Here is a 24,624-nt window from a genome sequence, read left to right as displayed (position 1 = left end):
CGCAGGCGGCGGCGGCGAGCCAGGCGCAGGCGGCCCAGGCCGCCGCCGCCGCGGCGGCGGCGCAGGCCGCGCAGGCACAGGCGCAGGCGGACAGCGCCGCCAAGGGCGCCGGCAACGCCGCCGCCGCGGCGCTGCAGGCAGCGATCGAGAAGGCCGCCCGCGACGCCGCCAAGGCCCTCTCCGATCTCGCCGCGCAGAAGGCGGCGCAGGATGCCGCCAAGGCCGCCGACCAGGCGCAGAAGGCCGCCGATCAGGCCGCCAAGGCGGCCGCCGACAAGGCCGCCAAGGACGCGGAGAAGGCGGCACGCGACGCCGACAAGGCTGCCAGGGACGCGGACAAGGCGGCGAAGGACGCTGCCGACAAGGCCGCCAAGGCCGCGGCCGACGCCGCCAGGGAGCAGGAGAAGGCGGCGCGCGACGCGCAGAAGGCCGCCGACGACGCGGCGAAGGCGGCGCAGAAGGCGGCGGACGATGCCGCCAAGAAGCCGCTTCCGGGTCTGCTCGACCCGCTCAAGCAGGTGGTCGACCTGCTGTTGCCGAAGAAGCCCTGACGCGCGACCATTGCGCCGCCGGTATGCGCGCGACATGAAGGCGCGTCGCACCGGGAGAGAGTGAATGCGCCTGAACGCCGCGCTGTTGTTGACGTCGACCCTCGCGCTGGTCGCCGCCGCGCCCGCGCCGCAGGCGGCCCCGCCCGCGGCGCCCGCGGGCGCGACCCAGGCGGCCGACCGCGCGCTGCTCGCCTTCCTCGACCAGAAGTTCGACGAGCAGCTCGCGCTCAGTCCGGAGAGTCAGACCCAGCTCGGCCTGAAGACCGACGAGGATCGGCTCGACGACTACACCGACGCCGCGCAGGTGCGCGCGCGCGACCTCGCCGAGCGCCAGCTCGCCGAGCTGCACCGCCGCTTCCGCCCCGAGCAGCTCGGCGAGTCGGCGCGGGTCAGCTATCGCCTGTTCGAGGAGCAGGTGGCGCGCGACCGCGCCGCGTTCCGCTTCCGCCAGCTGCGCTTCCCGGTCTCGACCAACGGCAGCCCGGCGGGCGCGCTCCCGGTGCTGCTGATCAACAACCACCGCGTCGACACCGTCGCCGACGCGCGTGCGTACATCGCGCGGTTGCGCGACACCGAGCGCGTGATGCGCGAGGTCGCCGCGACGATGCGCCTGCAGGCCGCCAAGGGGATCATTCCCAACCAGGTCAATTTCGCCCCGGCCCGCGCCGACGCGCTCAAGGTCGTCACCGGCGCGCCGTTCGATGCCGGCCCCGATTCGACGCTGCTGGCCGACTTCCGCAAGAAGGTCGCCGCGCTCGACGCGCCGGCCGCGACCAAGACGCAGCTGCTCGCCGACGCCACCGCCGCGCTCAAGGGCCCGTTCCGCCAGGGCTATACCGTGCTGATCGCGGCGCTCGACGAGATCGCGCCCAAGGCGACGGGCAATTACGGCGCGTGGCACCTGCCCGACGGCGCGGCCTATTACGCCGACCGGCTGCGCGACTCGACCACCACCGATCTCAGCGCCGAGCAGATCCACCAGCTCGGGCTCCGGCAGGTGGCGGCGATCCGCGGCGAGATGGAAGCGGTCAAGCGCCAGGTCGGCTTCACCGGCACGCTGGAACAGTTCTTCGACAAGGTCCGCACGGACCCGTCGCTCAAATATCCCAACACCGCCGCGGGCCGCGAACAGTATCTCGGCGACGCGCGCGCCGTGATCGCCGGCGTGATGGCGGCGGCGCCGCGCTATTTCCGCGTGCTGCCCAAGGCCCCGCTGGAGGTGCGCGCGGTCGAGAAGTGGCGCGAGGGCACCGCCTCCACCGCTTTCTACAACCCGCCCTCGGCGGACGGCACGCGGCCGGGCATCTACTACGTCAACCTGGTCGACATGAACCAGACGCAGAAGGTGCAGGTCGCGGGCATCGCCGCGCACGAGGGCGCGCCGGGGCACCATTTTCAGATCGCGCGCCAGCAGGAGCTGACCGACCTGCCCAAGTTCCGCAAGTTCGGCGGCTACGGCGCCTATATGGAGGGCTGGGGGCTCTATTCGGAGCGGCTGGCGGACGAGATGGGCGTGTACAAGACGCCCTACGATCGCTTCGGCATGCTGTCGCTGCAGGTATGGCGCGCGATCCGTCTGGTGCTCGACACCGGCATCCATGCCAAGCGGTGGACGCGCGACCAGGCGATCGCCTATTTCCGCACCAACAGCTCGGTGTCGGACACCGATACCGCGCGCGAGGTCGATCGCTATTTCAACTGGCCGGGGCAGGCGACCAGCTACATGGTCGGCCAGCTCAAGATCGCCGAACTGCGCGCGCGCGCCGAGCGCGAACTCGGGCCGAGGTTCGACATCCGCGACTTCCACGAGGCGGTGCTGAGCCAGGGCGCGCTGCCGCTCGGCGTGCTCGAGGAGCAGGTCGATCGCTACATCGCGGCGAAGAAGGGGTAAGCCACGCCACGACCCATTCGCGCTTGACTGCGCCGGCGCCGGGGGGCACCCGGCGAGGATCGCGGGCGATCGTCCGCCCGCGCCCGGAGGAGTGATCCCGTGCGAGTCGCCATCGCCACCGACCATGCCGGCTTCGCGCTCAAGCAGGAGCTCAAGGCCTGGCTCAACGAGCAGGGCCACGCCGTCACCGATCTCGGCACCGACGGCACCGCCAGCGTCGACTATCCCGACTATGGCCGCGTCCTCGCCGAGGCGCTCGCCTCGGGCCGGGTCGAGCGCGGCGTCGCGCTGTGCGGCTCGGGCATCGGCATCATGATCGCGGCCAACCGCAACCCGGCGGTGCGCTGCGCCCTGGTGTCGGAGCCCTATTCCGCCGCGCTCGCGCGCAGCCACAACGACGTCAACGCGATCGCGCTCGGCGCGCGACTGATCGGCCTCGACATGGCCAAGCAGTGCGTCGCCACCTTCCTGGCGACCGACTTCCTCGGCGGGCGCCACGCCGCCCGCGTCGACATGCTCAAGGAGCCCGTATGAGCACCAACCCCGCCCACCAGCTCAGCACGGCGCCGAGCGGTTTCTTCGATCGCGGCCTCGCCGAGGCCGATCCCGCGGTGTTCGCCGGCGTGGAGCATGAGCTGACCCGCGAGCAGACCCAGATCGAGCTGATCGCGAGCGAGAATATCGTCAGCCGCGCGGTGCTCGAGGCGCAGGGCTCGGTCTTCACCAACAAATATGCGGAAGGGTACCCGGGCAAGCGCTATTACCAGGGCTGCCACCCGTCGGACGAGGTCGAGCAGCTCGCGATCGACCGCGCCAAGCAGCTGTTCGGCTGCGGCTTCGTCAACGTGCAGCCGCACTCCGGCGCGCAGGCCAACGGCGCGGTGATGCTCGCGCTGGCCAAGCCGGGCGACACGATCCTGGGGCTCAGCCTCGACGCCGGCGGCCACCTCACCCACGGCGCGCGCGCGGCGCTGAGCGGCAAGTGGTTCAACGCGGTGCAGTACGGCGTCGACGCCGAGACGCATCTGATCGACTATGACGCGGTCGAGCGGCTCGCCGCCGAGCACAAGCCGCGGGTGATCATCGCGGGCGGCTCGGCCTATCCGCGCCACATCGATTTCGCACGCTTCCGCGCCATCGCCGACCAGGTCGGTGCGACCTTCATGGTCGACATGGCGCATTTCGCCGGTCTGGTCGCGGGCGGTGTCCACCCGACCCCGTTCGGCCACGCGCACGTCGTCACCACCACCACGCACAAGACGCTGCGCGGCCCGCGCGGCGGCATGATCCTGACCGACGACGAGGCCATCGCCAAGAAGATCAACTCGGCGGTCTTCCCCGGGCTGCAGGGCGGCCCGCTGATGCACGTCATCGCCGCCAAGGCGGTGGCGTTCGGCGAGGCGCTGCGCCCCGAGTTCCGCGGCTATGCGGCCGCGGTGGTGGAGAATGCCAAGGTGCTCGCGGCGACGCTGAAGGAGCGCGGCGCCGACCTGGTCTCGGGCGGCACCGACACGCACCTGGCGCTGGTCGATCTCACCCCGCTGGGCGTCACCGGCCGCGACGCCGACGAGGCGCTGGAGCGCGCGGGCATCACCTGCAACAAGAACGGCATCCCCAACGATCCTTTGCCCCCGGTGAAGACCAGCGGCATCCGCGTCGGCTCGCCCGCGGGCACGACGCGCGGCTTCGGCACGGGCGAGTTCCGCGAGATCGGCAACATGGTGGCCGACGTGCTCGATGGGCTGGCGCAGAAGGGCGAGGCGGGGGACCCGCAGGTCGAGGCGAGCGTTCGGGACCGCGTGCGTGCGCTGTGCGCGCGTTTCCCGATCTACCAATAAGGAGGTTCGCCGATGGCGTCGATCGACGAGAAGGCCCGCGAGGTGCAGAGCAACGTGCAGGGCACGCCCGGGCTGGGCAAGAGCATGGCCAAATGGGGCGCGCTCGGCGCGGTGGTCGCCATCCCGGTGCCCTTCATCGGCCCGGTGTTCGGCGCGATCGCGGGCGCGGCCTATGCCTATCACAAGGGCACCAAGAAAAGCGGGCTGTGAGCGCCGCCTACCGGGACGGGTGAAGGACTGAGATGCGCTGCCCGTTCTGCGGCCATGACGCGAGCCAGGTGAAGGACAGCCGCCCCACCGACGACGGGGCGGCGATCCGGCGCCGGCGCCAGTGCGAGGGCTGCGCCGCGCGCTTCACCACCTTCGAGCGGATCCAGCTGCGCGAGCTGACCGTGGTGAAGAGCGAGCATCGCCGCGAGCCGTTCGACCGCGAGAAGCTGCTCCGCTCGGTGTCGATCGCGGCGCGCAAGCGCCCGGTGGAGCCGATCCAGCTCGAGAAACTGGTGAGCGGCATCCAGCGCCAGCTCGAGACCAGCGGCGACGCCGAGGTCTCGGCCAAGCGCATCGGCGAGATGGTGATGGACGGGCTCAAGGGGCTCGACTCGGTTGCCTATATCCGCTTCGCCAGCGTGTACCGCGACTTCAGCGAGGCGCGCGACTTCGAGGAGTTCGCCGGCAGCGTCGAGGAGGCCGGGCGGGAAGGGTGAGGGCGCTGCCATGAGCGGACTGCGCGGTGCTTCGAGACGCCGCTTCGACGAGCTCAGCGGCTGCTCAGCACGAACGGATCTCTTCCAAGGCCCGCGGCCCGAACCTACCGTTCGCGCTGAGGAGAGGCTGAGCTTGCCGAAGCCTCGTCTCGAAGCGCTCCCACCGCGAACGCCACCGCCCTTGCCTGAGCTCTACGAGGGCCACATAGCGCGGTGATGAGCTTCTTCGCCTACCTACTCCGCTGTGCCGACGGCAGCTATTACGTGGGCCACACCGACGACCTTGAGCGGCGCATCGACCAGCATCAGACGGGCGAGCTGCCGGGCTACACGCGTGAGCGACGCCCCGTCACACTGGTCTGGTCACAAGCCTTTCCGGGTCGCGACGATGCGCTCGCCGCCGAACAGCAGATCAAGGGTTGGTCGCGTGCCAAGAAGGAGGCGCTCGTTGCGGGGGACTGGGCGTCGATCAGTCGACTCGGACGGCGGTCAGCCCTTCGAGACGAGGCTTCGACAGGCTCAGCCTCTCCTCAGCGCGAACGGTGGCATGGCGCGTCGCCCGCCCCACCCCCCGTCATCGTCCTCGTCCGCCCGCAGCTGGGCGAGAACATCGGCAAGGCCGCGCGGGCGATGCTCAACTTCGGGCTGACCGAGCTGCGGCTCGTCGCACCACGCGACGGCTGGCCCAATCCGCAGGCCGGCCCCGCCGCCTCGGGCGCCGACGTCGTGCTCGAGCGCGCGCTCGTGTATGACAGCGTCGCCGAGGCGGTCGCCGACTGCGCCCATGTCTATGCCACCACGGTGCGCAAGCGCGGAGTCACCAAGCCCGTCGTCACCCCAGAGGTCGCCGCGCGCGCGATCCACGCCGACGCCGGCCGGTCGGCGATCCTGTTCGGCCCCGAACGATCGGGTCTCGAGACCGACGACGTCGCGGTGGCGCGGACGATCGTCACCGTGCCGATCAACCCCGAGTTCGGCAGCCTCAACCTCGCCCAGGCGGTGATCCTGGTCGCCTATGAGTGGTCGAAGGGGCAGGCGCTCGCCAGCCCGCCCGAGACCGAGCTCGCCCCGCCCGCGCCGCAGCAGGAGCTGGACGGCATGATCGCGCAGCTCGACGCGCTGCTCGACGAGGCGGGCTATTTCTTCCCGCTCGACCGCGCACCCGCGTCGCGTCGCACGCTGCGGACGATGCTGACCAAGCCCGGCTGGAACAGCCAGGAGGTCCGCACGATGCGCGGCGTGCTCTCTGCGCTGGCGCCGCGCCCGCCGCGCGGCTGAGCGCTCCGCTCAGTCGATCCGCGGGCTCTCCGGTCGTCCGCCCAGATAGGCCGAGGCGGGCGCGTGGAAGGGGAAGCCCGCCGCGGCGACGCGGTTGAGGATCAGCTGCATCGAGCCGTGACGGGCCTCGCACGCCATCGCGCTGGCGCGTTCGAGCCAGGCCGGATCGACCAGCGTGCCCGAGCGCGTGCGCATGAGCGGCCCGCTCGGCCCCGTCATCGCGGCGATGCGGCGGCGTACCGTGGTGTCGGGTAGGGACAGCGCGCGCGCGATCGCGGCGACGCGTACGGCATGGCTCTGGCGGAAGCTCGCGCCGCTCTCGCCACGCGCCGCCAGCGTGCCGCCCTCGGCGGCGAAGCGCTGCGTGTTGGCGTGGAGGATCGCGGAGAAGATCGCGGTATCGACCGCCTCGGGGAACAGGTTGCGGTTCTGATCGACCAGCGCCAGCATCAGGTCGAGCAGCCCGCACACCCCGTCGATCTCGGTGAAATGGCCGACCGAACGCATCGTCGGCAGCTCGATCGCGCCCGCGGCCGTCGCATCGGCCACGAAGCGGACGAAGCAATCGTGCGCGTAGCGCAGCTTGGCCTTGATGAAGCGGCTGCGCCAGAAGCGCGGCGACATGGTGACACCGGCGTCGATCCGATGGCAAAGCCCCGAGTCGATCAGTGCGGCGATGTGGCGGCGCACCGTCTCGAACGGCCGCCCCAGCGACAGCGCCGCCGAGTGGATCGAGATCGCGCCGTCGCGCTCGGGCTTGGTCAGCGCGGTGCGCATCAGCAGCGCCAGGACGAGCAGACGATCGACGTTGCCGCGCAGCGGCCGCAGCATGGCGACGTTGATGCCGGTATGCAGCTCGGCGATCAGCCGCACCTTCTGATGAATGGGCATCGAGAGACGAACGCTGGCATGAGCCGGGGGCATGTCAGTCTGACGTCGCGCGGCCGTCGCGTAATTCGGCACCGTGCTGGTCCTTTCACCTTCAGTAACCATCGCCGTCAAGACAATCATTCCCGGATAAAGACGGACGAGTGTCGGCGTTTCCCAATGGTTGCACGAGCTCCCTGCATAGCCCGTGCAACCCGCCGCCCCCGCAAAGCCTTTTTCAGCGGAATGAGTACATTATACGGTGAAGTGGGACTGTCGCACAGGTGCCTTTTACCCAATATGGTTGGTAGATGATCTTTTCGTCACCTAGAGTTCAGCTTAGCGGCATATGCCCAAAGCGGTAATCACATTGCGCCTTCTGCCTTCCCCGAGACAATATGTTGCTCCGCTGATGATGCAGATCAAATGAGATGGTTGGTAACCATTGATCGAAGCGATCATTCGGCGGCGAGCGGCGCCGTGTCCGACAGCGCCACGTCCCCGCGCAACGCTGAGTCGAGTCGCGCGCGGTCCAGCTTGTTCTCCCAGCGCGCCACCACGATCGCGGCCACCGCGTTGCCGACGAAATTGGTCAGGCTGCGACACTCGCTCATGAAGCGGTCGACCCCGAGGATCAGCGCCATGCCCGCAACCGGCACGGTCGGGACGATCGACAGTGTCGCCGCCAGCGTGATGAAGCCGGCGCCGGTCACCCCGGCCGCTCCCTTGGACGAGAGCATCGCCACCGCGAGCAGCAGCAGCTGCTGGCCGAGCGTGAGGTCGACGTTGCACGCCTGCGCGATGAACAGCGCCGCCAGCGTCATGTAGATGTTGGTGCCGTCGAGGTTGAACGAATAGCCCGTCGGCACCACCAGCCCGACCACGCCGCGATCGCACCCGGCCGCCTCCAGCTTGGTGAGCAGCCCCGGCAGCGCCGGCTCGGACGAGGAGGTGCCGAGCACCAGCAGCAGCTCGCCCTTTAGATAGGCGATCAGCCGCAGGATCGAGAAACCGTGCAGCCGCGCCACCACGCCCAGCACGCCCAGCACGAAGATCAGCGAGGTGGCGTAGAAGGTCAGCACCAGCCCGCCGAGGTTGACCAGGCTGCCTGCGCCATATTTTCCGACGGTGAAGGCGATCGCGCCGAACGCGCCGATCGGCGCCGCACGCATCAGGATGGCGACGACCTTGAAGACGACGAGGTTGAGCCGCTCGACGAGGTCGAGAACCGGCCGCGCCGGCGCGCCGACGAGGCTGATCGATACGCCGAACAGGATCGCCACCAGCAGCACCTGCAGGATATTGTCCTGTGCCAGCGCGGAGACGAGCGTGGTCGGGATGATCGCGAGCAGGAAGCCGATCAGCGAGGTCTCGTGCGCCTTGGCGGCATAGTCCTTCACCGCGCCGGTATCGAGCGTGGCGGGATCGACGTTCATGCCCGCGCCGGGCTGGACGACATTGGCGACGATCAGCCCGACCACCAGCGCCAGCGTCGAGAAGAAGAGGAAATAGCCGAACGCCTTGAGCGCGATCCGCCCGGCCGAGCGGAGCTCGCTCAGCCCCGCGATGCCGCTCACCAGGGTGAGGAAGATGACCGGTGCGATCACCATCTTCACCAGCTTGATGAAGGCATCGCCGAGCGGTTTGAGCGCGGCGCCGAGCGTCGGCTGGAAATGGCCGAGCAGCGCGCCCGCGACGATCGCGATCAGCACCTGGACGTAGAGATGCTGGTAGAAGGGGCGCGGCGCGGCGGGCGGCGCGGCGGCGGGGATGACGGTCATGGGCCTCTCCTGCGTCCGGCGGTCGGACGTCTCGTCATCCTAGGATAATCCCGTCGGGCGATCGCGCCAGCGTCGCAGTCGCTTCGCCTCAAACCCGCGGAAATGCTGGCGGATCGCGTTCTCGGCGGTGACATCGCGATGACCTGCCGTGCGGGTTTCCGCGGCGGCGCGAGGCCCCCCGTGCCGAAGTTCGCGCGCCGCAGCGGGTCGGTGCCGCTGACGTGTCGCGCAACGTCGCGGCCGCCGGCGAGTTGAGCCGGCATGACCGACGCCCCCACCGAATTCGCCGCCACGCGCACCGAGACCGACTCGATCGGCGCGATCGAGGTGCCCGCCGCCGCCTATTGGGGCGCGCAGACCGAGCGCAGTCTCGAGAATTTCCCGTTCGGCGCGCGCGAGCGGATGCCGATCGAGATCGTCCGCGCACTCGCGCTGGTGAAGCAGGCGGCGGCGCGGGTGAACCGCCGCCACGGGCTCGCCGCCGAGAAGGCGGACGCCATCGAGGCCGCGGCGCAGGAGATCGCGCAGGGGCTGCTCGACGACCAATTTCCGCTGGTAATCTGGCAGACCGGCAGCGGCACGCAGAGCAACATGAACGTCAACGAGGTGATCGCGGGCCGCGCCAACGAGATCCTCACCGGCCAGCGCGGCGGCAAGGCGCCGGTCCATCCCAACGACGACGTCAACCGCGGACAATCGTCCAACGACAGCTTCCCCACCGCGCTTCACGTCGCCTGCTCGCTCGCGGTGCGCCGGCGGCTGATCCCTGCGATCGAGAGACTGCACGGTTCGCTCGACGCGCGCGCACGCGAGTGGGCCGGGCTGGTGAAGATCGGCCGCACCCATCTCCAAGACGCGACGCCGCTGACGCTCGGCGATGAATTCTCCGGCTACGCGCACCAGCTGCACCGCTGCCTGCGGCGGATCGAGCCCGCGGTGGAGCAGGGCACCGACCGGCTCGCGCAGGGCGGCACCGCGGTCGGCACCGGGCTCAACGCGCCTGCCAAGTTCGCGCGCGACGTGGCCGCCGAGCTCGCCGCGATCACCGGCGTGGCGTTCGCGCCGGCGGAGAATCTCTTCGAGGCGCTGGCGAGCAACGACCCGCTCGTTCACCTCTCCGGCGCGCTCAACACGCTGGCGGTGGCGTGCACCAAGATCGCCAACGACATTCGCCTGCTCGGCTCGGGCCCGCGCAGTGGCCTCGGCGAGCTCGACCTGCCCGCCAACGAGCCGGGCAGCTCGATCATGCCGGGCAAGGTCAACCCGACCCAGTGCGAGATGCTGACGATGGTGGCGGCGCAGGTGATGGGCAACCACGTCGCGGTCACGGTCGGCGGCGCGCAGGGGCACCTCGAGCTCAACGTGTTCAAACCGATGATCGGCGCCGCGGTGCTGCGCTCGATCGATCTGCTGGCGACCGGATGCGAGAGCTTCGCGCTGCGCTGCGTCGACGGGCTCAGCGCCAACGAGGCGCGGATCGGCGAGCTGGTCGAGCGCTCGCTGATGCTGGTCACCGCGCTCGCGCCCGAGATCGGCTATGACAATGCCGCCAAGATCGCCAAGCACGCGCACGAGCGCGGGCTGACGCTGCGCGAGGCCGGGCTGGAACTTGGGCTGGTCGACGCGGAGACCTTCGACCGGGTGGTGCGGCCCGAGGCGATGCTGGGCGAGCGGTGAGGGCGCCGGGGTCGCGTTTGCTTGGCACGACGGGATAGGTGGTGGCTCAATGCGACCGCTTGTCACGCGCCGATGGCACCGCCTTCTTTGCGTCATCCTCGCGAAGGCGGGCCTCCATAAACGCTGACGTCGCGCCTCTATCGAGAAGTCCGCGCGTCTGGATCCCCGCCTCCGCGGGGATGACGGGGAGGCGGGAGGAGGGCGGCAGGGACGCGAGGCTGACGGCGAGAGAAGAGCGCCGCTCTCGACGATGAGTCGACCCGGCGCGAACTAGACGTCGGATCCTTCACAGCCGCGGGAAGGCGCGAGCAGCGACGCGGGAGGTTAGCCCCTCCCCCCGCACCTACCGGAAGTTGTCCGCGTAGCTCTGCAGCTTCAGCGTCTTGGTCGGGGTCGGGATCACGGTGTAGCGCAGCCCCTGCTGCTCGGCATAGGCCACCGCCGCCTCGCACGTCGGGAAGCCCAGCTTGACCTGGTCGCGCGTGTCGCCGCTGCCGGCCCAGCCGGTCAGCGCGTCGGGCTTCTTGGGCTCGCCCGGCTCGAACTCGAGCTGCCAGTGATCGGTGCGGGCCTTGCCCGACTGCATGGCGTTCTTCGGGCGCTGGTAGATGCGGGCGGTCTGCATGGTCGGGCCTCCCTACGTGACACGCGCGAGTCAGGCAATCGTTCCCGCCCGCGCCCCGCCACACCGGTGCCGCAATCTTGCGGGGCGCGACGCCGCACCTATATCGCGCTTCGTCATCGCGGTTGCGCTGCCGTAACGGGGCGCCGCCGCATCAATACACGTCAACGCAGGGGCTAGGCAAAGCACTCATGGCAAAAGTTATCGGGATCGACCTCGGCACCACCAATTCGTGCGTGGCCGTGATGGAAGGCGGCAAGGCCAAGGTCATCGAGAATGCGGAGGGCGCGCGCACCACGCCGTCGATCGTCGCCTTCGCCAAGGACGGCGAGCGGCTGATCGGCCAGCCCGCGAAGCGCCAGGCCGTCACCAACGGCGACAACACGATCTTCGCGGTGAAGCGCCTGATCGGCCGCCGCTTCGACGATCCCGTCACCAAGAAGGACACCGAGCTGGTCCCGTACAAGATCGTGCGCGGCGCCAATGGCGACGCGTGGGTCAACGCCGGCGGCAAGGATTACAGCCCGTCGCAGATCAGCGCCTACACGCTGCAGAAGATGAAGGAGACCGCCGAGTCCTACCTCGGCGAGACCGTCACCCAGGCGGTGATCACCGTCCCAGCCTACTTCAACGACGCGCAGCGCCAGGCGACCAAGGACGCCGGCCAGATCGCGGGCCTCGAGGTGCTGCGCATCATCAACGAGCCGACCGCGGCGGCGCTGGCCTATGGCCTCGACAAGCAGGACGGCAAGACGATCGCGGTCTATGACCTCGGCGGCGGCACGTTCGACGTGTCGGTGCTCGAGATCGGCGACGGCGTGTTCGAGGTGAAGGCCACCAACGGCGACACCTTCCTCGGCGGCGAGGACTTCGACAACAAGATCGTCGACTATCTCGCGCAGGGCTTCCAGAAGGACGAGGGCATCGACCTCACCAAGGACAAGCTCGCGCTGCAGCGCCTCAAGGAGGCTGCGGAGAAGGCGAAGATCGAGCTGTCGTCGGCGCAGTCGACCGAGGTCAACCTGCCCTTCATCACCGCCGACCAGAACGGCCCGAAGCACCTCGTCAAGACGATCACCCGCGCCGACCTGGAGCGGCTGGTCGAGGACCTGATCAAGCGCACGCTCGATCCGTGCAAGAAGGCGCTGGCCGACGCGGGCGTCTCCGCAGGTGACATCAGCGAGGTGGTGCTGGTAGGTGGCATGACGCGCATGCCGCGCGTGCGCGAGATCGTGAAGCAGTTCTTCGGCAAGGACCCGCACACCGGCGTGAACCCCGACGAGGTGGTCGCGATGGGCGCGGCGATCCAGGCGGGCGTGCTCCAGGGCGACGTCAAGGACGTGCTGCTGCTCGACGTCACCCCGCTGTCGCTCGGCATCGAGACGCTCGGCGGCGTGTTCACGCGCATGATCGATCGCAACACCACGATCCCGACCAAGAAGACCCAGGTCTATTCCACTGCCGACGACAATCAGCAGGCGGTGACGATCCGGGTGTTCCAGGGCGAGCGCGAGATGGCGGCGGATAACAAGCTGCTCGGCCAGTTCGACCTGGTCGGCATCCCGCCGGCGCCGCGCGGCGTGCCGCAGATCGAGGTGACGTTCGACATCGACGCCAACGGCATCGTCAACGTCTCGGCCAAGGACAAGGGCACCGGCAAGGAGACCCAGATCCGCATCCAGGCCTCGGGCGGTCTCTCCGACGCGGACATCGACCAGATGGTGCGCGACGCCGAATCGTTCGCCGAGGAGGACAAGAAGCGCCGCGCGGCGGCCGAGGCGAAGAACAACGCCGAGTCGCTGATCCACACCACCGAGCGCCAGCTCGCCGACAATGGCGACAAGGTCGACGAGTCGCTCCGCGGTGAGATCCAGGGCGCGATCGACGCCGCCAAGAAGGCGGTCGAGTCGAACGATCCCGATCAGATGAACGAGAAGAGCCAGGCGCTGGCGCAGGTCGCGATGAAGCTCGGCCAGGCGATCTACGAGAAGCAGCAGCAGAGCGAGGCCGCGCCGCAGGGCGAGACCGCGCAGGCCGATGCGCCGAAGGACGACGTGGTCGACGCCGAGTTCTCGGAAGTCGACGACCACAAGGCGTGATCCGCGCCGGAGTGAACTGACATGAACCTCTCCCGTCATACCGGCGCAGGCCGGTATCCAGCGCCGCAGACGAGACCGCGCGCGGCACTGGACCTCGGCCTTCGCCGGGGTGACGGCGATAGGCGCGGGGGCGTGGCATGACCGAGATCGACTATTACGAGCTGCTCGACTGCGAGCGGACCGCGGACGCGGCGACGATCAAATCGTCGTATCGCAAGCTTGCGATGAAATACCATCCGGACAAGAACGCCGGGTGCAAGGACAGCGAGGCCAAGTTCAAGGCGGTCAGCGAGGCCTATGACTGCCTCAAGGACCCGCAGAAGCGCGCGGCCTATGATCGTTTCGGCCATGCCGCCTTCAAGAACGGCGGCGGCGGTGCCGGCGGTGCGCAGGATTTCGCCGGCTTCTCCGACATCTTCGAGAGCGTGTTCGGCGAGTTCATGGGCGGCCAGCGCGGCGGCGGGCGGCAGGTGCGCCGCGGCGCCGACCTGCGCTACGACATGGAGATCACGCTGGAGGAGGCGTATCACGGCAAGGAGACGGAGATCACCGTCGACATCTCCGCCGCCTGTGACTCCTGCCACGGCACCGGCTCCAAGCCGGGTACCCACGCGCACACCTGTCAGCACTGCCACGGCCACGGCAAGGTGCGCGCGCAGCAGGGTTTCTTCGTGGTCGAGCGGGCGTGCCCGCTGTGCCACGGCTCGGGCGAGGTGATCACCGATCCGTGCGCCGACTGCCGCGGCGAAGGCCGCGTCGAGAAGACCAAGACTCTCGCGGTCAACGTGCCGCCGGGCGTCGACGAGGGCACGCGCGTGCGCCTCACCGGCGAGGGCGAGGCGGGGGCGCGCGGCGCACCGCCGGGCGACCTCTACATCTTCCTCCATGTGAAGCGCCACGCGATCTTCGAGCGCGAGGGCACCACCCTGTTCGCGCGCGCGCCGATCAGCTTCACCACCGCGGCGCTGGGCGGGACGATGTCGATCCCCGGGCTCGACGGCAAGCGCCACGAGGTCAAGATCCCCGCGGGCATCCAGTCGGGCAAGCAGCTGCGCCAGCGCGGTGCGGGCATGCCCGTGCTGCAAGGCCGCGGCACCGGCGACCTGGTGATCCAGGTCGAGGTGGAGACGCCGACCAAGCTAAGCACGCGCCAGCGCGCGCTGCTCGAGGAGTTCCGCGAGACCGAGACGGGTGACGAATGCCCGCAGAGCCAAGGCTTCTTCTCGCGGCTGAAGAACGCGTTCGCGGGCGAGTGAGCGGCGTGGACGGAAACGCGCCGGTGACTCAACATTCGCAACATTCGCCAGCGACACGCTGCGGGCTGGTCGCGGTGGTGGGCGCGCCCAATGCGGGAAAGTCGACCTTGGTCAATGCCCTGGTCGGCCAGAAGGTGGCGATCGTCAGCCCCAAGGCGCAGACCACGCGCGTGCGGCTGATGGGCGTGGCGCTCGAGGGCGAGACGCAGCTGCTACTGGTCGACACACCCGGCATCTTCGAGCCGCGCCGCCGGCTCGACCGCGCGATGGTGGCGGCGGCGTGGGGCGGCGCCGAGGGCGCCGACGTGATCGCCTTGGTGGTGGACGGCAAGGGCGGACTCGGCCCCAAGGTGACCGAGATCGTCGGGTCGCTCAAGGAGCGGCGCGAGCCGATCTACCTCGTGCTCAACAAGGTTGACCTCGCCGACAAGCCCAAGCTGCTGATCCACGCGGAGAAGCTCAACGCGATGCTGCCCTTCGCCGAGACCTTCTTCGTCTCGGCGCAGACCGGCGACGGCCTGCCCCAGCTCAAGCGCGCGCTGGCGGCGGCGATGCCTTCGGGGCCGTGGCACTACCCCGAGGACCAGGTGTCCGACGCGTCCGAGCGCGCGCTGGCGGCCGAGGTGACGCGCGAGCAGCTCTACCTCCAGCTGCACGCCGAGCTGCCCTACGCCAGCGTGGTCGAGACCGAGAAGTTCAGCGAGCGCGACGACGGCTCGGCCGAGATCCACCAGCAGATCCTGGTCGAGCGCGTGACCCAGCGCGCGATCGTGCTGGGCAAGGGCGGTGCGCGCATCCGCGAGATCGGCGCGCGCGCCCGGGCCGAGCTTGCGGTGCTGCTCGACCGGCCGGTCCACCTCTACCTTCACGTGAAGGTCAAGCCGGGCTGGGACGAGGACCGCGGCGTCTACCGCGACATCGGGCTCGACTGGGTGGAGTGACGGCGGGGCGTGCGGCGGCGCGGCGGTAGCGAAAGTGCGACCGGGACCGCGGTGGTCGGGTCGGCCCGCCTCTTCCCCCCTACCGTCATCCCGGCCTTTTTTCGGGATCCACCGTGCCGCGCGTTCGACGGCCGTGGTGCTCGCGGAACGGTGGATCTCGGAACTAGTCGGGGACGACGCACGGGAGGGGGATGGGTTGGTTGGCGCCCCTTCCGGATGAACTTGCCGCCGCCCGGTGCGTCCTACCCGTCATCGGCCGGTGACAGGCCGCGAAGGGGGTGCACGGGACGACGCCATGGCGGTGCTGACGCGGCTGCGCGACTTCGTGAGCGAGGAACGCTGGGAGTTCGCCCCGCACGAGCGCCCGGCGATGCCCGGCTCGCCCGGCTCGCCCGAGCACCCGCTGCGCCGCCGTCTCACCTATGCGCTGGTCGGCACGCTGGTGGGGCTCACCGGGGGGTTCGGCAACGCGCTGGTGGCGGCCAACACGACGACGCTGGCGGGGGCGCTGGGGCTCGATGCGTCCGAGATCGCCTGGCTGCCCACGGTCTACGTGATGACCAACGTCAGCATCAACCTGCTACTGATCAAGTTCCGACAGCAGTTCGGGTTGCGCCCGTTCGCGATGCTGTTCATCGGCATCTATGTCGCGGTGACCTTCGCGCATCTTTTCGTCCACGGCTTCGCCTCGGCGATCGCGGTACGCGCCGCGAGCGGGCTGGCCGCGGCGCCGCTCTCCACCTTCGCGCTCTATTATTTCATGCAGGCGGTGCCGGCGAAGTGGCGGCTCCGCGCGATCGTCCTCGGCATCGGCGCGCCGCAATGCGCGACGCCGCTGGCTCGGCTGTTCTCGCCCGAGCTGCTGGCGATGAGCCAGTGGCGCACGCTGTACCTGTTCGAGCTCGGGCTCGCCGCGCTCAGCCTCGCCGCGGTGACCGTCTTCCGCCTGCCGCCGACGACGCGCCAGCCCGCCTTCGAGAAGCTCGATTTCCTCACCTTCGCGCTCTACGCCGGGGCGATGGCGCTGTTCGCCGCGGTGCTCGGGCTGGGCCGCTACGTGTGGTGGACCGAGGCGCGCTGGATCGGCTGGGCGCTGCTCGCCGCGATCCCGATGCTCGCCGCCGCCTTGGTGATCGAGCACCACCGCGCCAACCCGCTGATCAACACGCGCTGGCTCGGCAGCGCCGACATATTGCGCTTCGCGGTGGTCACGCTGATGGCCCGGATCGTGTTGTCCGAACAGACCTATGGGGCGGTCGGGCTGCTCACCGTGCTGGGGCAGAACAACGACCAGCTGGGGCCGTTCTTCACGATCATCTTCCTCGCCACCGCGGGCGGCTTCATCGTCAGTGCGGTGACGCTCAACGTCGAGCGACTGGCGCACCCGGTGATGCTCGCGATCGGGCTGGTGGCGGTGGCCGCCTGGGTCGATTCCTCCTCGACCAGCCTGACGCGCGCGCCGCAGCTGTATCTCACCCAGGCGGTGATCGCCTTCGCGGGCGCCTTCTTCCTCGGCCCGTCGCTGCTGTTCGGCATGACCCGCGCGCTCAAGGAAGGGACGGGGCACGTGATCAGCTTCATCGCGCTGTTCGGCGTGCTCAACTCGATCGGCGGCCTGGCCGGAGCGGCGATCCTCGGCACTTATCAGATCGTCCGCGAGAAGGCGAACAGCGCCGCGCTGGTCCAGTTGGTCGACCCGACCGACCCGCAGGTTCAGGCGCGGCTCGCCGCCGGGGCAAAGGGGGTGGCACGCGTGGTCGGCGACACCGGGCTGCGCTCGGCGGAGGGCGGCGCGCTGCTGGCGCAGGCCGCGACGCGCGAGGCCAACGTCCTCGCCTATGACGACATGTTCCGGCTGATCGCGGTACTCGCCGCGCTGACCTTCCTGTACCTTCTCTTCCTCCTGCTGCGCCGCGAGTGGCGCGCGCGTCGCGTGAGTATCGCATGACCGACCCCCGCTCGCCCGTCGCTGCCGGCCCCGTCACGGAGGAGCGCGCCGCCGAGGAACCCGCCGCGGCCGTGCCGGCCGGCTCGGGTTGGCGCCCGCCGCGCCTGTCCACCACCGCGACGCTGCTGATCAGCCTGCTCGCGCTCGCGGGCGTGCTGGCGGTGCTGGCGGCGTGGCGCATGTGGCCGTTCACCAGCGACTATGAGTCGACCGACAACGCCTATGTCCGCGGCCGCACCACGGTGATCGCGCCGCAGGTGTCGGGCTATGTCACGCAGGTGCTGGTGCGCGACTTCGAGACGGTCCGCGCCGGACAGCCGCTGGTGGTGGTCGACCAGCGCATCTACGCGCAGCGCGTCGACCAGGCCGAGGCGCAGGTCGAGAACGCGCGGGCGACGCTGGCCAACAGCGTCCAGGCCGCGGCGAGCCGCGAGGCGAGCTTCGGCGGACAGGAAGCGGCGCTGGCCAACGCGCGCGCGCAGTTGCTCCGCGCCCAGGCCGACATGAATCGGGTCAACGACCTCGTCACAGACGGCTCGGTCTCCTTGCGCGAGCGCGACCAGACGCTCGCCACGCTGCGCCAGGCGCAGGCCCAGCTCCAGCAGGCGCAGGCCGCGCGCGAGATCGCGCGGCAGGACATCCGCACCGTCGCGGTCGGGCGCGGCGGGCAGGAGGCGGGCGTGTCGGGCGCGCAGGCGGCGCTGCGGCTGGCGCGGATCGATCTCGCCAACACCGTGATCCGCGCGCCCGAGGCGGGTCGGCTGAGCGAGGTGGGGGTGCGCGTCGGCCAATATGTCACCGCGGGCTCGCAGCTGATGTTCTTGGTGCCGGCCGAGACCTGGGTGATCGCCAACTACAAGGAGGCGCAGACGGCGCGGATCGCGGTGGGGCAGCGCGCCAGCTTCACCGTCGACGCGCTCGCCAACGCGCGGCTGTCGGGCCGGGTGGAGCGAATCTCGCCCGCGGCGGGGAGCGAGTTCGCGGTGCTCAAATCGGACAATGCCACCGGCAATTTCACCAAGGTGCCCCAGCGGATCGCGGTGCGGATCCGGATCGATCCGGGGCAGGCGCTGGCGGCGCGGCTGCGTCCGGGCATGTCGGTGCAGGCGCGCGTCGACACCGCCGGCACGCCGACGCCGCGATGAGCGAGGCTAGCGGTCAGGTGCTAGGCGGAAAGGGCGTTGGCGGCGCCGTCTTACCCTCACCTCCTAGAAGTTCGGAGAAGCGGATCGGACCCATCAGCGTAGCGTGTACGCGTCGCTCCGCCGCCCGCGCCGTCCGCGCGCTCCTCCTCCCGCTCCTCGTCGCCGGCTGCGCGCTGCCGGGCCCGCGCCGCGCCGCGCCGCCCGACGCCACCGTCACGCCGCCGCCGGCTTGGCGCAGCGCGCTGACCGCGCCCGACGCATCGCCGGTCAGCGCGGCTTGGTGGCAGGGCTTCGGCGACCCGGTGCTCACCGTTCTGGTCGAGCACGCGCTGGCGAACAACCTCGACGTGCTCGCCGCCGCCGCGCGGGTCGAGGAGGCGCGCGCCGCGGAGGCGCTGGCGCGCGCGCAGCTCACGCCGCAGCTCGGCGGCACCGTGCCAGAGACTCAGGGCCAGTCGATCAGCGCACTCGGCACCACCGCGCGCTCGGCCGCGGTGCAGCCCGGTGTGCAGCTCAGCTACGACCTCGACCTGTTCGGGCGGCTGCGCCAGGCGAGCCGCGCCGCGCGCGCGCAGCTGCTCGCCACCGCGGCGGCGCGCGACACGGTGCGGCTCGCCACCGCCACCACCGCCGCCTCGGGCTATGTCACGCTGCGCGCGCTCGACCAGCGGCTGGCGATAGCGCGCGCGACGCTGGCGGCGCGCGCCGAGGCGCTGCGGATCGCGCGGCGGCGCTACGAGACGGGTTACTCCTCGCGGCTCGAGTACCGCCAGGCGCAGGCGGAATATGCCGCCACGCAGCAGCTCGTCCCCGCCGCCGAGCTGGCGATCGCGCGGCAGGAGAATGCGCTGGCGCTGCTGACCGGCGACTCGCCGCGCGCGGTGGCACGCGGGCTGGCGCTCGACCGGCTGGCGACGCCGCCGCTGCCGGGTGGGCTACCCGCGCAGCTGCTGCGCCGTCGCCCCGATCTCTACCAGGCCGAGCAGACGCTGGTGGCGGCGGACCGCACGCTCGACAGTCAGCGCGCCGCGATGCTGCCCAACCTGTCGCTGACGGGCGCGGGCAACCTCGTCCTCTCGACCGCGCTGGCGCAGCCCGAGGTGATCTTCTCGCTGGGCGCGAGCGTGCTGGGGCCGATCTTCGACGGCGGGCGGCTGCGCGCGCAGGAGCAGGTCGCCACGGCGCGGCGCGACCAGGCGGCCTATGCCTATCGCCGCGCCGCGCTGGTAGCGTTCCGCGAGGTGGACGACGCGCTGGTCGGGGTGCGCCGCACGGGCGAGCAGGCCGACGCGCTGGCGTCCCAGGCGGCGGCGTCGCGCGGCGCGCTGGAGAATGCGACCAACCGCTATCGCGCGGGCTATTCGGCCTATCTCGAGCAGCTCGACGCGCAGCGCACCTTGCTCACCGCCGAGCTGTCGCTGGTGCAGGCGCGTGCCGACCGGCTGACGAGCTATGTCGCTCTGTACCAGGCGATGGGCGGCGGGTGGACACCGGCGGAGGTGGCCGCGGTGGTGCGATGACGACGGCATGGCCGCTGTCTGCCATGCAACTGACATCGCTTCTTGGCGACCAGTTGCCTCGCCGAAATGAGCTGCGTGACGATATTAATTAACGATATCGAGGCGAACCAGCCGCTCAAATCTATGGAAAGTATGTGGAACGTGGTCTTACAGCTAAGATCGCAACGATTTGCCCGCTCATGCCAAGGCAAGTACAACGTCAAGCCCTAGAGGAAAGGGCAAAACATGAGAAAATCCAGTGTAGCACTCGTTTATGCGGTTTTCGGTATTTTGGCGACACCAGCGATGGCGCTGTCGCTGAGTCATACTGGCTCTACGGAAAGCGGAAAGAGTTCCGGCTCACCACGTGGAGAAGGTTTTTTCTACGATACGTTTGACTTTGTCGTCGACAAGAACGGCCCGTATGATCTGCACCTTGTTGCCCTCGATCCGGGCAAGGACCTGTTCCTCTATCTGCTGGCGGGCGGGTCTGATCCGAGCGACGCAAGCCGGGCCGTCATCGGTGCGAACGATGATTCCGGTGGCAACCTTAACCCTTGGCTACAGCAAGAACTTGCGACTAACGTGAAGTACACCGCGGTCTTCACCTCTTACCGGTCTGGCGAAACGTCGCGCTACCTGTTCAACGTCAACGGCCCGGTTCCGGAACCCGCGACATGGGCAATGATGATCGTCGGCTTCGCGCTCGTGGGTGCGGCATTGCGCTATCGGCGCGGCACGTCGACGGTGCGCTTCGCAGCCTGAGGTCGGCGCGGCGCGACGACGGGGAGGGTGGCATATTACGGCGTGCTACCCTCTCGCCCACAGCGGCGTTGATCACGCCGCCTCGCTCCGCTCATCCTCCACCTCAGGCTGCTTCCACAACGCGGTGAGCAGGTAGAACGCCAGATTGCTCCCCTGCGTCAGCGCGCCGCCGGCGAGCAGCAGCCCGGCCATCGCCTCACGCGGGCCGTTGATCGTGCCGCTCATCTCCAGTGCGGCGCTGAGGAACAGCAGGTCGCGGTTGGGAACGATCGGCAGCCGCGATATCACCATCTGCGCGGTGAGGAACACCAGCCACACGCTCCACGGCTCCTGCGGCAGCACCACGGCCCATTGCGTCGCCTGGAGCAGCACCACGCCCGCGATCCGCGCCACGTGGATGGCGAGCACGCGCGCCGCGAGCGGCAGCGGCATCGCGATCAGCTGACGCCGCAGCCGGAACAGCAGCGGCGCGAGAAACACCGCGCCGACGCCGCCGGCGATCAGCAGCGCCGGACCCGGATCGAGCCAGGCCGCGATGCGCCGCCCGTTGCCCGCCGCGGCGAAGCCGAGCAGCAGCAGCAGCGTCACCAGCCCCGACGACACCGCCGAGAGGATCGCATTGTCCTTGAGCCCGATCGCGATCGTCTTGCTGCGCAGCCCGATGACGCGGCGCAGCCACACGAACAGGTAGAGCTCGCCCGAATAGCCGACCAGCGCGCTGTTGAGGATGCGCTTGCGCACCAGCACCGGGAAGGCACCGGGCAGCGGGCGCGCGAAGATCGTGCGGAACACCGCGATCTCGGACGCCGGCAGCACCAGGAAGGTGACGACGAACAGCAGGTAGAAGAGCGGGTTCGTCGGCAGTGAGCGGGCGACCTGGCCCCAGCCGATCGCGTTCACCTTGAGCACCATCCAGGTGACCATCCCGGCGAAGAACAGCAGCCGCGCGGCCCAGCCGAGGCGGCGCACCCACGGCCGCTCGCCCCACGCCCGCCACCCGGTCGCGGGCGGCGCGTCCGTCTCGCTCAAAACAGCCCCAGCGCGCGCGACTGGGCGACATAAGCGTCGAACGCGGCGCGCTGTTCGGGGGTCAGCCGAAAGGCGGAATAGCCCGCGGTCGTGCCGGTCCATTGGCGCAATTTCCACTCGGCGATCTGCGCCGGGCGCAGCGCCAGCCGCCGCTCGAAATGGCCGCGGTCCCAGGTGTTGCTGCCGTGGAAGCAGCGGATCAGCAGATGCGCCTCGCGCTTCGGGATCAACGCGGTGCCGAGCCGCAGCCAGGCGTCGCGGAAGGTGCTGTCCTCGCCCTTGCGCTCCTTCGGGTAGCGGATGTCGTCGCGGCGGCGGTGGACGATCGTGCTGGGCGCGCCGCCCTTGAACCAGCTGAGATAGGGGCGATCGAGCCAGGCGGGATCGTCGAGGTGCATCAGCGTCGCCTCGGCCCAGACCGCGGCCTTGTCGCCCAGCGTCTCGACCGAGCGCGCCAGTCGCTGCGGCGCGAACCAATCGTCGTCGTCCCAATGCGCCATCAGCTCGCCGCGCGCGAGATCGAGCGAGAGGTTGCGCAGCTCGCCGAGCGTCGTCGCGGGGTTCTTGGGCAGGCGGTGGTGGATCAGCCGGTCGGCCGGGATGCGCGCGAGGATCGGCGCGTAATCCTCGCTGCCGTCGTCGACGATCACCAGCTCGCGGTTGGGATAGGTCTGCGCCAGGAAGCAGTCGACCGAACGCTCGGTGAGGCGGCGGCGGTCGGCGGTGACCATCAGGCACGAGACGCGCGGCCCGACGTCGTCGAACGATCGGACGGCGCGGTAGGGAGTGAGAAAGTCGTTCACGGGCCTCAACCTAGGCAGCGCGCGTCGGCGCTGGTACGGGCATGCGACCCGGGCCCATGACACGCATCATCTTCGTCCTCACCTATCCGACCTACCACGGCGTCGCCGATCCGGCGGAGTGGCTGCGATGGGACAATCGCGACCGTCGGATGCCCGCGCTGTTAGCCGCGATGGGGGCGGATGTCGAGTTGTGGGGCGTGGCCGAGGCGGCCGCCGAGCACCGCCCGGCGGCGCCGATCGGGCTGCCGTACACGGTGCGACTGTTCGCGCGCAGCGGCGGCGAGGCGAAGTCGCGCGATCACTATAGCGACGCGATGGTGGCGGCGGCACGCGCGGATCCGGCGGATCTGTTCGTGCTGATCGGCACCAACGGCGGCGCGGGCTATCGCCTCTTCGACCGTTGCCTACGCCCCGACCGGCGGCGCTTCGCGCTGATCATCGGCGGCGATTATTGGAGCCGGCTGGTGCCGCACGCCAGCCTGCTGCTCACCGAGAGCGCGGTGCAGGAGGAGGCGCTGGCCGCGGGCGGCTGGCTGCGCCGCGCGATCCCGCGCGAGCGGATGGAACGGCTGCCCAAGACGATCGACACCGAGCTGTTCCGGCCCCAGGCGGCCGAGCGCGCCTGGGATTTGCTCTCGGTCAGCCGGGTGACGCGATGGAAGAGCTTCGCCGAGGTGGGGGCGCTGTCGCGCCAGCATCGCGTCGCGGTCGCGGGCGGGGGGCCGCAGGAGACGGTGATGAAGCGGCGCCATCCTGCGATCGACTGGCTCGGCCACGTGCCGCACGCGCGCATTCCCGATCTGCTGGCGCAGACCGGACTCTTCTTCCACGCCGGGCGGCGCGACTATTTTCCACGCGCCATCCCCGAGGCGATGGCATGTGCGCGGCCGGTAGTGGCCTTCGCCGACCGGATCGGGGCCGACGTTCTGCCCGACGACTGCGGGCTGCGCATCACCGAGCGCGACTATCGCCCGCTGGTGGCGGCGCTGCTGCGCGACGAGCGGCGCATGGCGGAGATGGGCAGGGCGGCGCGCGCGCATGTGCTGGCGACGCACGGGCCGCGGTCGAGCGCCCCGTCGTGTCGTACGCTGCTGCGACTGGCGGAGGCGCGCTGATGCGCTGGACCTTCGTGATCGCCTATTACAACGAGGAAGCGTACCTCGCCGACACGCTCGCCAGCCTCGCCGCGCAGACGCTCCGGCCCTTCCGGCTGGTGCTGGTCGACAACGGCTCGACCGACGCCTCGGCCGCGATCGCGCGCGCCTTCGCGAGTGACGGCATCGAGCTCGTCCATCTCAGCGAGCCCCGCCCGGGCAAGATCGTCGCGCTGGAGCGCGCGATGGCGGCGATCAGCACCGAGTTCGTCGCGTTCGGCGACGCCGATACCTTCTACCCGGCGGGCTATCTCGCCACCGCGCAGGCGGCGCTCGACGCCGACCCGCGGGTGGCGGCGGCGATGGCGACGGACGTGCCGCTCGATCCGGCGAAGGCACGTCGCAAGCGGCGGCACAACCAGATCGTGAGCCGGTTGTGGCCCAAGCAGACCCACACGGGCGGCTTCGGCCAGACCTTCCGCACCCGGGCGCTGGTCGCCGCGGGCGGCTATGCCGAGCGGTACTGGCCGTACGTGCTGATGGACCACGAGATCATGCAGCGCGTGGTGCAGCAGGGGAGCGTGGTCTACCCTTACGATTTGTGGTGCATACCCTCGGATCGCCGCGGCGATCGCCGTCGCGTGCGCTGGACGCTGGCGGAGCGGCTACTCTACCATCTCACACCGGCTGCGGCGAAGAACTGGTATTTCTACCGCTTCTTGGGCCCGCGACTGGCGCAGCGGAAGCTGAGCCACCTCAACCTGCGCGAGAAGACATGGGAGGATAAGCCTCGATCCTCCCCGGCACGGGGAGGTGGCAGCGTGTAGCGCTGA

21 protein-coding genes and 1 pseudogene are annotated in these 24,624 nt (G+C 70.0%); 17 read left to right on the top strand and 5 right to left on the bottom strand.

Annotated features, from left to right (window positions below; translation table 11 throughout):
• The 7 genes from KZ820_RS20295 to KZ820_RS20265 form a co-directional block, all read left to right on the top strand.
• On the top strand, positions 1 to 551 hold a 551-nt coding region (locus KZ820_RS20295), incomplete at its 5' end, for a hypothetical protein (protein WP_219750629.1).
• Positions 552 to 615: 64 nt separating this feature from the next.
• Positions 616 to 2,442: a DUF885 domain-containing protein gene (locus KZ820_RS20290; RefSeq protein WP_219750628.1), complete on the top strand. Its 1,827-nt coding sequence runs from the start codon at positions 616 to 618 to the stop codon at positions 2,440 to 2,442.
• Positions 2,443 to 2,541: 99 nt separating this feature from the next.
• The gene (gene rpiB / locus KZ820_RS20285; protein ID WP_219750627.1) at positions 2,542 to 2,976 is read left to right on the top strand and encodes a ribose 5-phosphate isomerase B; all 435 of its coding nucleotides are present in this window, start codon (positions 2,542 to 2,544) and stop codon (positions 2,974 to 2,976) included.
• A complete protein-coding gene (gene glyA, locus KZ820_RS20280; protein ID WP_183930496.1) occupies positions 2,973 to 4,280 on the top strand; it encodes a serine hydroxymethyltransferase in 1,308 nt (435 codons plus the stop codon). Before rpiB ends, glyA begins: the two co-directional genes overlap by 4 nt.
• Positions 4,281 to 4,292: 12 nt before the next feature.
• Complete coding sequence (locus tag KZ820_RS20275) at positions 4,293 to 4,490, top strand: hypothetical protein (RefSeq protein WP_132909567.1); 198 nt, start codon at positions 4,293 to 4,295, stop codon at positions 4,488 to 4,490.
• A 32-nt stretch (positions 4,491 to 4,522) separates the two neighbouring features.
• Positions 4,523 to 4,987, top strand: a complete 465-nt coding sequence (nrdR, locus tag KZ820_RS20270) for a transcriptional regulator NrdR (RefSeq protein WP_219750626.1) — start codon at positions 4,523 to 4,525, stop codon at positions 4,985 to 4,987.
• Between the two features lie 216 nt (positions 4,988 to 5,203).
• The gene (locus tag KZ820_RS20265; protein ID WP_219750625.1) at positions 5,204 to 6,265 is read left to right on the top strand and encodes a TrmH family RNA methyltransferase; all 1,062 of its coding nucleotides are present in this window, start codon (positions 5,204 to 5,206) and stop codon (positions 6,263 to 6,265) included.
• Between the two features lie 9 nt (positions 6,266 to 6,274).
• Here the strand turns inward: KZ820_RS20265 and KZ820_RS20260 are convergent, their stop codons facing one another.
• On the bottom strand, positions 6,275 to 7,156 hold the full coding sequence (locus KZ820_RS20260) for a hypothetical protein (protein WP_219750624.1): 882 nt from the start codon (positions 7,154 to 7,156) through the stop codon (positions 6,275 to 6,277).
• Positions 7,157 to 7,590: 434 nt separating this feature from the next.
• The gene (locus KZ820_RS20255) at positions 7,591 to 8,913 is read right to left on the bottom strand and encodes a dicarboxylate/amino acid:cation symporter (RefSeq protein ID WP_219750623.1); all 1,323 of its coding nucleotides are present in this window, start codon (positions 8,911 to 8,913) and stop codon (positions 7,591 to 7,593) included.
• Between the two features lie 261 nt (positions 8,914 to 9,174).
• Here KZ820_RS20255 and fumC point away from each other — a divergent pair, with 261 nt between their 5' ends.
• A complete protein-coding gene (gene fumC, locus KZ820_RS20250) occupies positions 9,175 to 10,590 on the top strand; it encodes a class II fumarate hydratase (RefSeq protein WP_219750622.1) in 1,416 nt (471 codons plus the stop codon).
• 343 nt (positions 10,591 to 10,933) lie between these two features.
• Here the strand turns inward: fumC and KZ820_RS20245 are convergent, their stop codons facing one another.
• Positions 10,934 to 11,215, bottom strand: coding sequence for an ETC complex I subunit (locus tag KZ820_RS20245; RefSeq protein ID WP_219750621.1), 282 nt, complete (start codon positions 11,213 to 11,215; stop codon positions 10,934 to 10,936).
• A 188-nt stretch (positions 11,216 to 11,403) separates the two neighbouring features.
• Between KZ820_RS20245 and dnaK the strand changes: the two genes are divergently transcribed.
• The 7 genes and pseudogenes from dnaK to KZ820_RS22380 all read left to right on the top strand — a co-directional run.
• Positions 11,404 to 13,311: a molecular chaperone DnaK gene (dnaK, locus tag KZ820_RS20240; RefSeq protein WP_219750620.1), complete on the top strand. Its 1,908-nt coding sequence runs from the start codon at positions 11,404 to 11,406 to the stop codon at positions 13,309 to 13,311.
• Between the two features lie 137 nt (positions 13,312 to 13,448).
• Entirely contained in the window at positions 13,449 to 14,567 is a 1,119-nt protein-coding gene (dnaJ, locus tag KZ820_RS20235) for a molecular chaperone DnaJ (protein ID WP_219750619.1), read from the top strand.
• Positions 14,568 to 14,590: 23 nt separating this feature from the next.
• Positions 14,591 to 15,508 carry a GTPase Era gene (gene era, locus KZ820_RS20230; RefSeq protein WP_308462293.1) on the top strand — a complete coding sequence of 306 codons (918 nt, stop codon included), beginning with the start codon at positions 14,591 to 14,593 and terminating at the stop codon, positions 15,506 to 15,508.
• A 295-nt stretch (positions 15,509 to 15,803) separates the two neighbouring features.
• A complete protein-coding gene (locus tag KZ820_RS20225) occupies positions 15,804 to 17,456 on the top strand; it encodes an MFS transporter (RefSeq protein WP_219750617.1) in 1,653 nt (550 codons plus the stop codon).
• Positions 17,453 to 18,601 (top strand): HlyD family secretion protein, encoded by a 1,149-nt coding sequence (locus KZ820_RS20220; RefSeq protein WP_219750616.1) that lies wholly within the window; start codon positions 17,453 to 17,455, stop codon positions 18,599 to 18,601. The genes KZ820_RS20225 and KZ820_RS20220 overlap by 4 nt, the downstream gene beginning before the upstream one ends.
• Complete coding sequence (locus KZ820_RS20215) at positions 18,598 to 20,121, top strand: efflux transporter outer membrane subunit (RefSeq protein WP_219750615.1); 1,524 nt, start codon at positions 18,598 to 18,600, stop codon at positions 20,119 to 20,121. Before KZ820_RS20220 ends, KZ820_RS20215 begins: the two co-directional genes overlap by 4 nt.
• A 624-nt stretch (positions 20,122 to 20,745) precedes the next feature.
• Positions 20,746 to 20,865, top strand: a pseudogene (locus KZ820_RS22380) (PEPxxWA-CTERM sorting domain-containing protein); the annotation flags it as partial.
• A 72-nt stretch (positions 20,866 to 20,937) separates the two neighbouring features.
• Here KZ820_RS22380 and KZ820_RS20205 read toward each other — a convergent pair.
• Together KZ820_RS20205 and KZ820_RS20200 are read right to left on the bottom strand one after the other, a co-directional pair.
• Positions 20,938 to 21,894, bottom strand: a complete 957-nt coding sequence (locus tag KZ820_RS20205) for a hypothetical protein (protein ID WP_219750613.1) — start codon at positions 21,892 to 21,894, stop codon at positions 20,938 to 20,940.
• Positions 21,891 to 22,697 carry a glycosyltransferase family A protein gene (locus tag KZ820_RS20200; protein ID WP_219750612.1) on the bottom strand — a complete coding sequence of 269 codons (807 nt, stop codon included), beginning with the start codon at positions 22,695 to 22,697 and terminating at the stop codon, positions 21,891 to 21,893. The genes KZ820_RS20205 and KZ820_RS20200 overlap by 4 nt, the downstream gene beginning before the upstream one ends.
• A gap of 56 nt (positions 22,698 to 22,753) precedes the next feature.
• Between KZ820_RS20200 and KZ820_RS20195 the strand changes: the two genes are divergently transcribed.
• Complete coding sequence (locus tag KZ820_RS20195) at positions 22,754 to 23,812, top strand: glycosyltransferase family 4 protein (RefSeq protein ID WP_219750611.1); 1,059 nt, start codon at positions 22,754 to 22,756, stop codon at positions 23,810 to 23,812.
• Positions 23,812 to 24,618, top strand: a complete 807-nt coding sequence (locus tag KZ820_RS20190) for a glycosyltransferase family 2 protein (RefSeq protein WP_219750610.1) — start codon at positions 23,812 to 23,814, stop codon at positions 24,616 to 24,618. The genes KZ820_RS20195 and KZ820_RS20190 overlap by 1 nt, the downstream gene beginning before the upstream one ends.
• The last annotated feature ends 6 nt before the right edge of the window (positions 24,619 to 24,624 follow it).

This window comes from Sphingomonas citri (assembly GCF_019429485.1).
GTDB lineage: Bacteria > Pseudomonadota > Alphaproteobacteria > Sphingomonadales > Sphingomonadaceae > Sphingomonas > Sphingomonas citri.
This window is presented reverse-complemented; position numbering and strand designations above follow the sequence as displayed.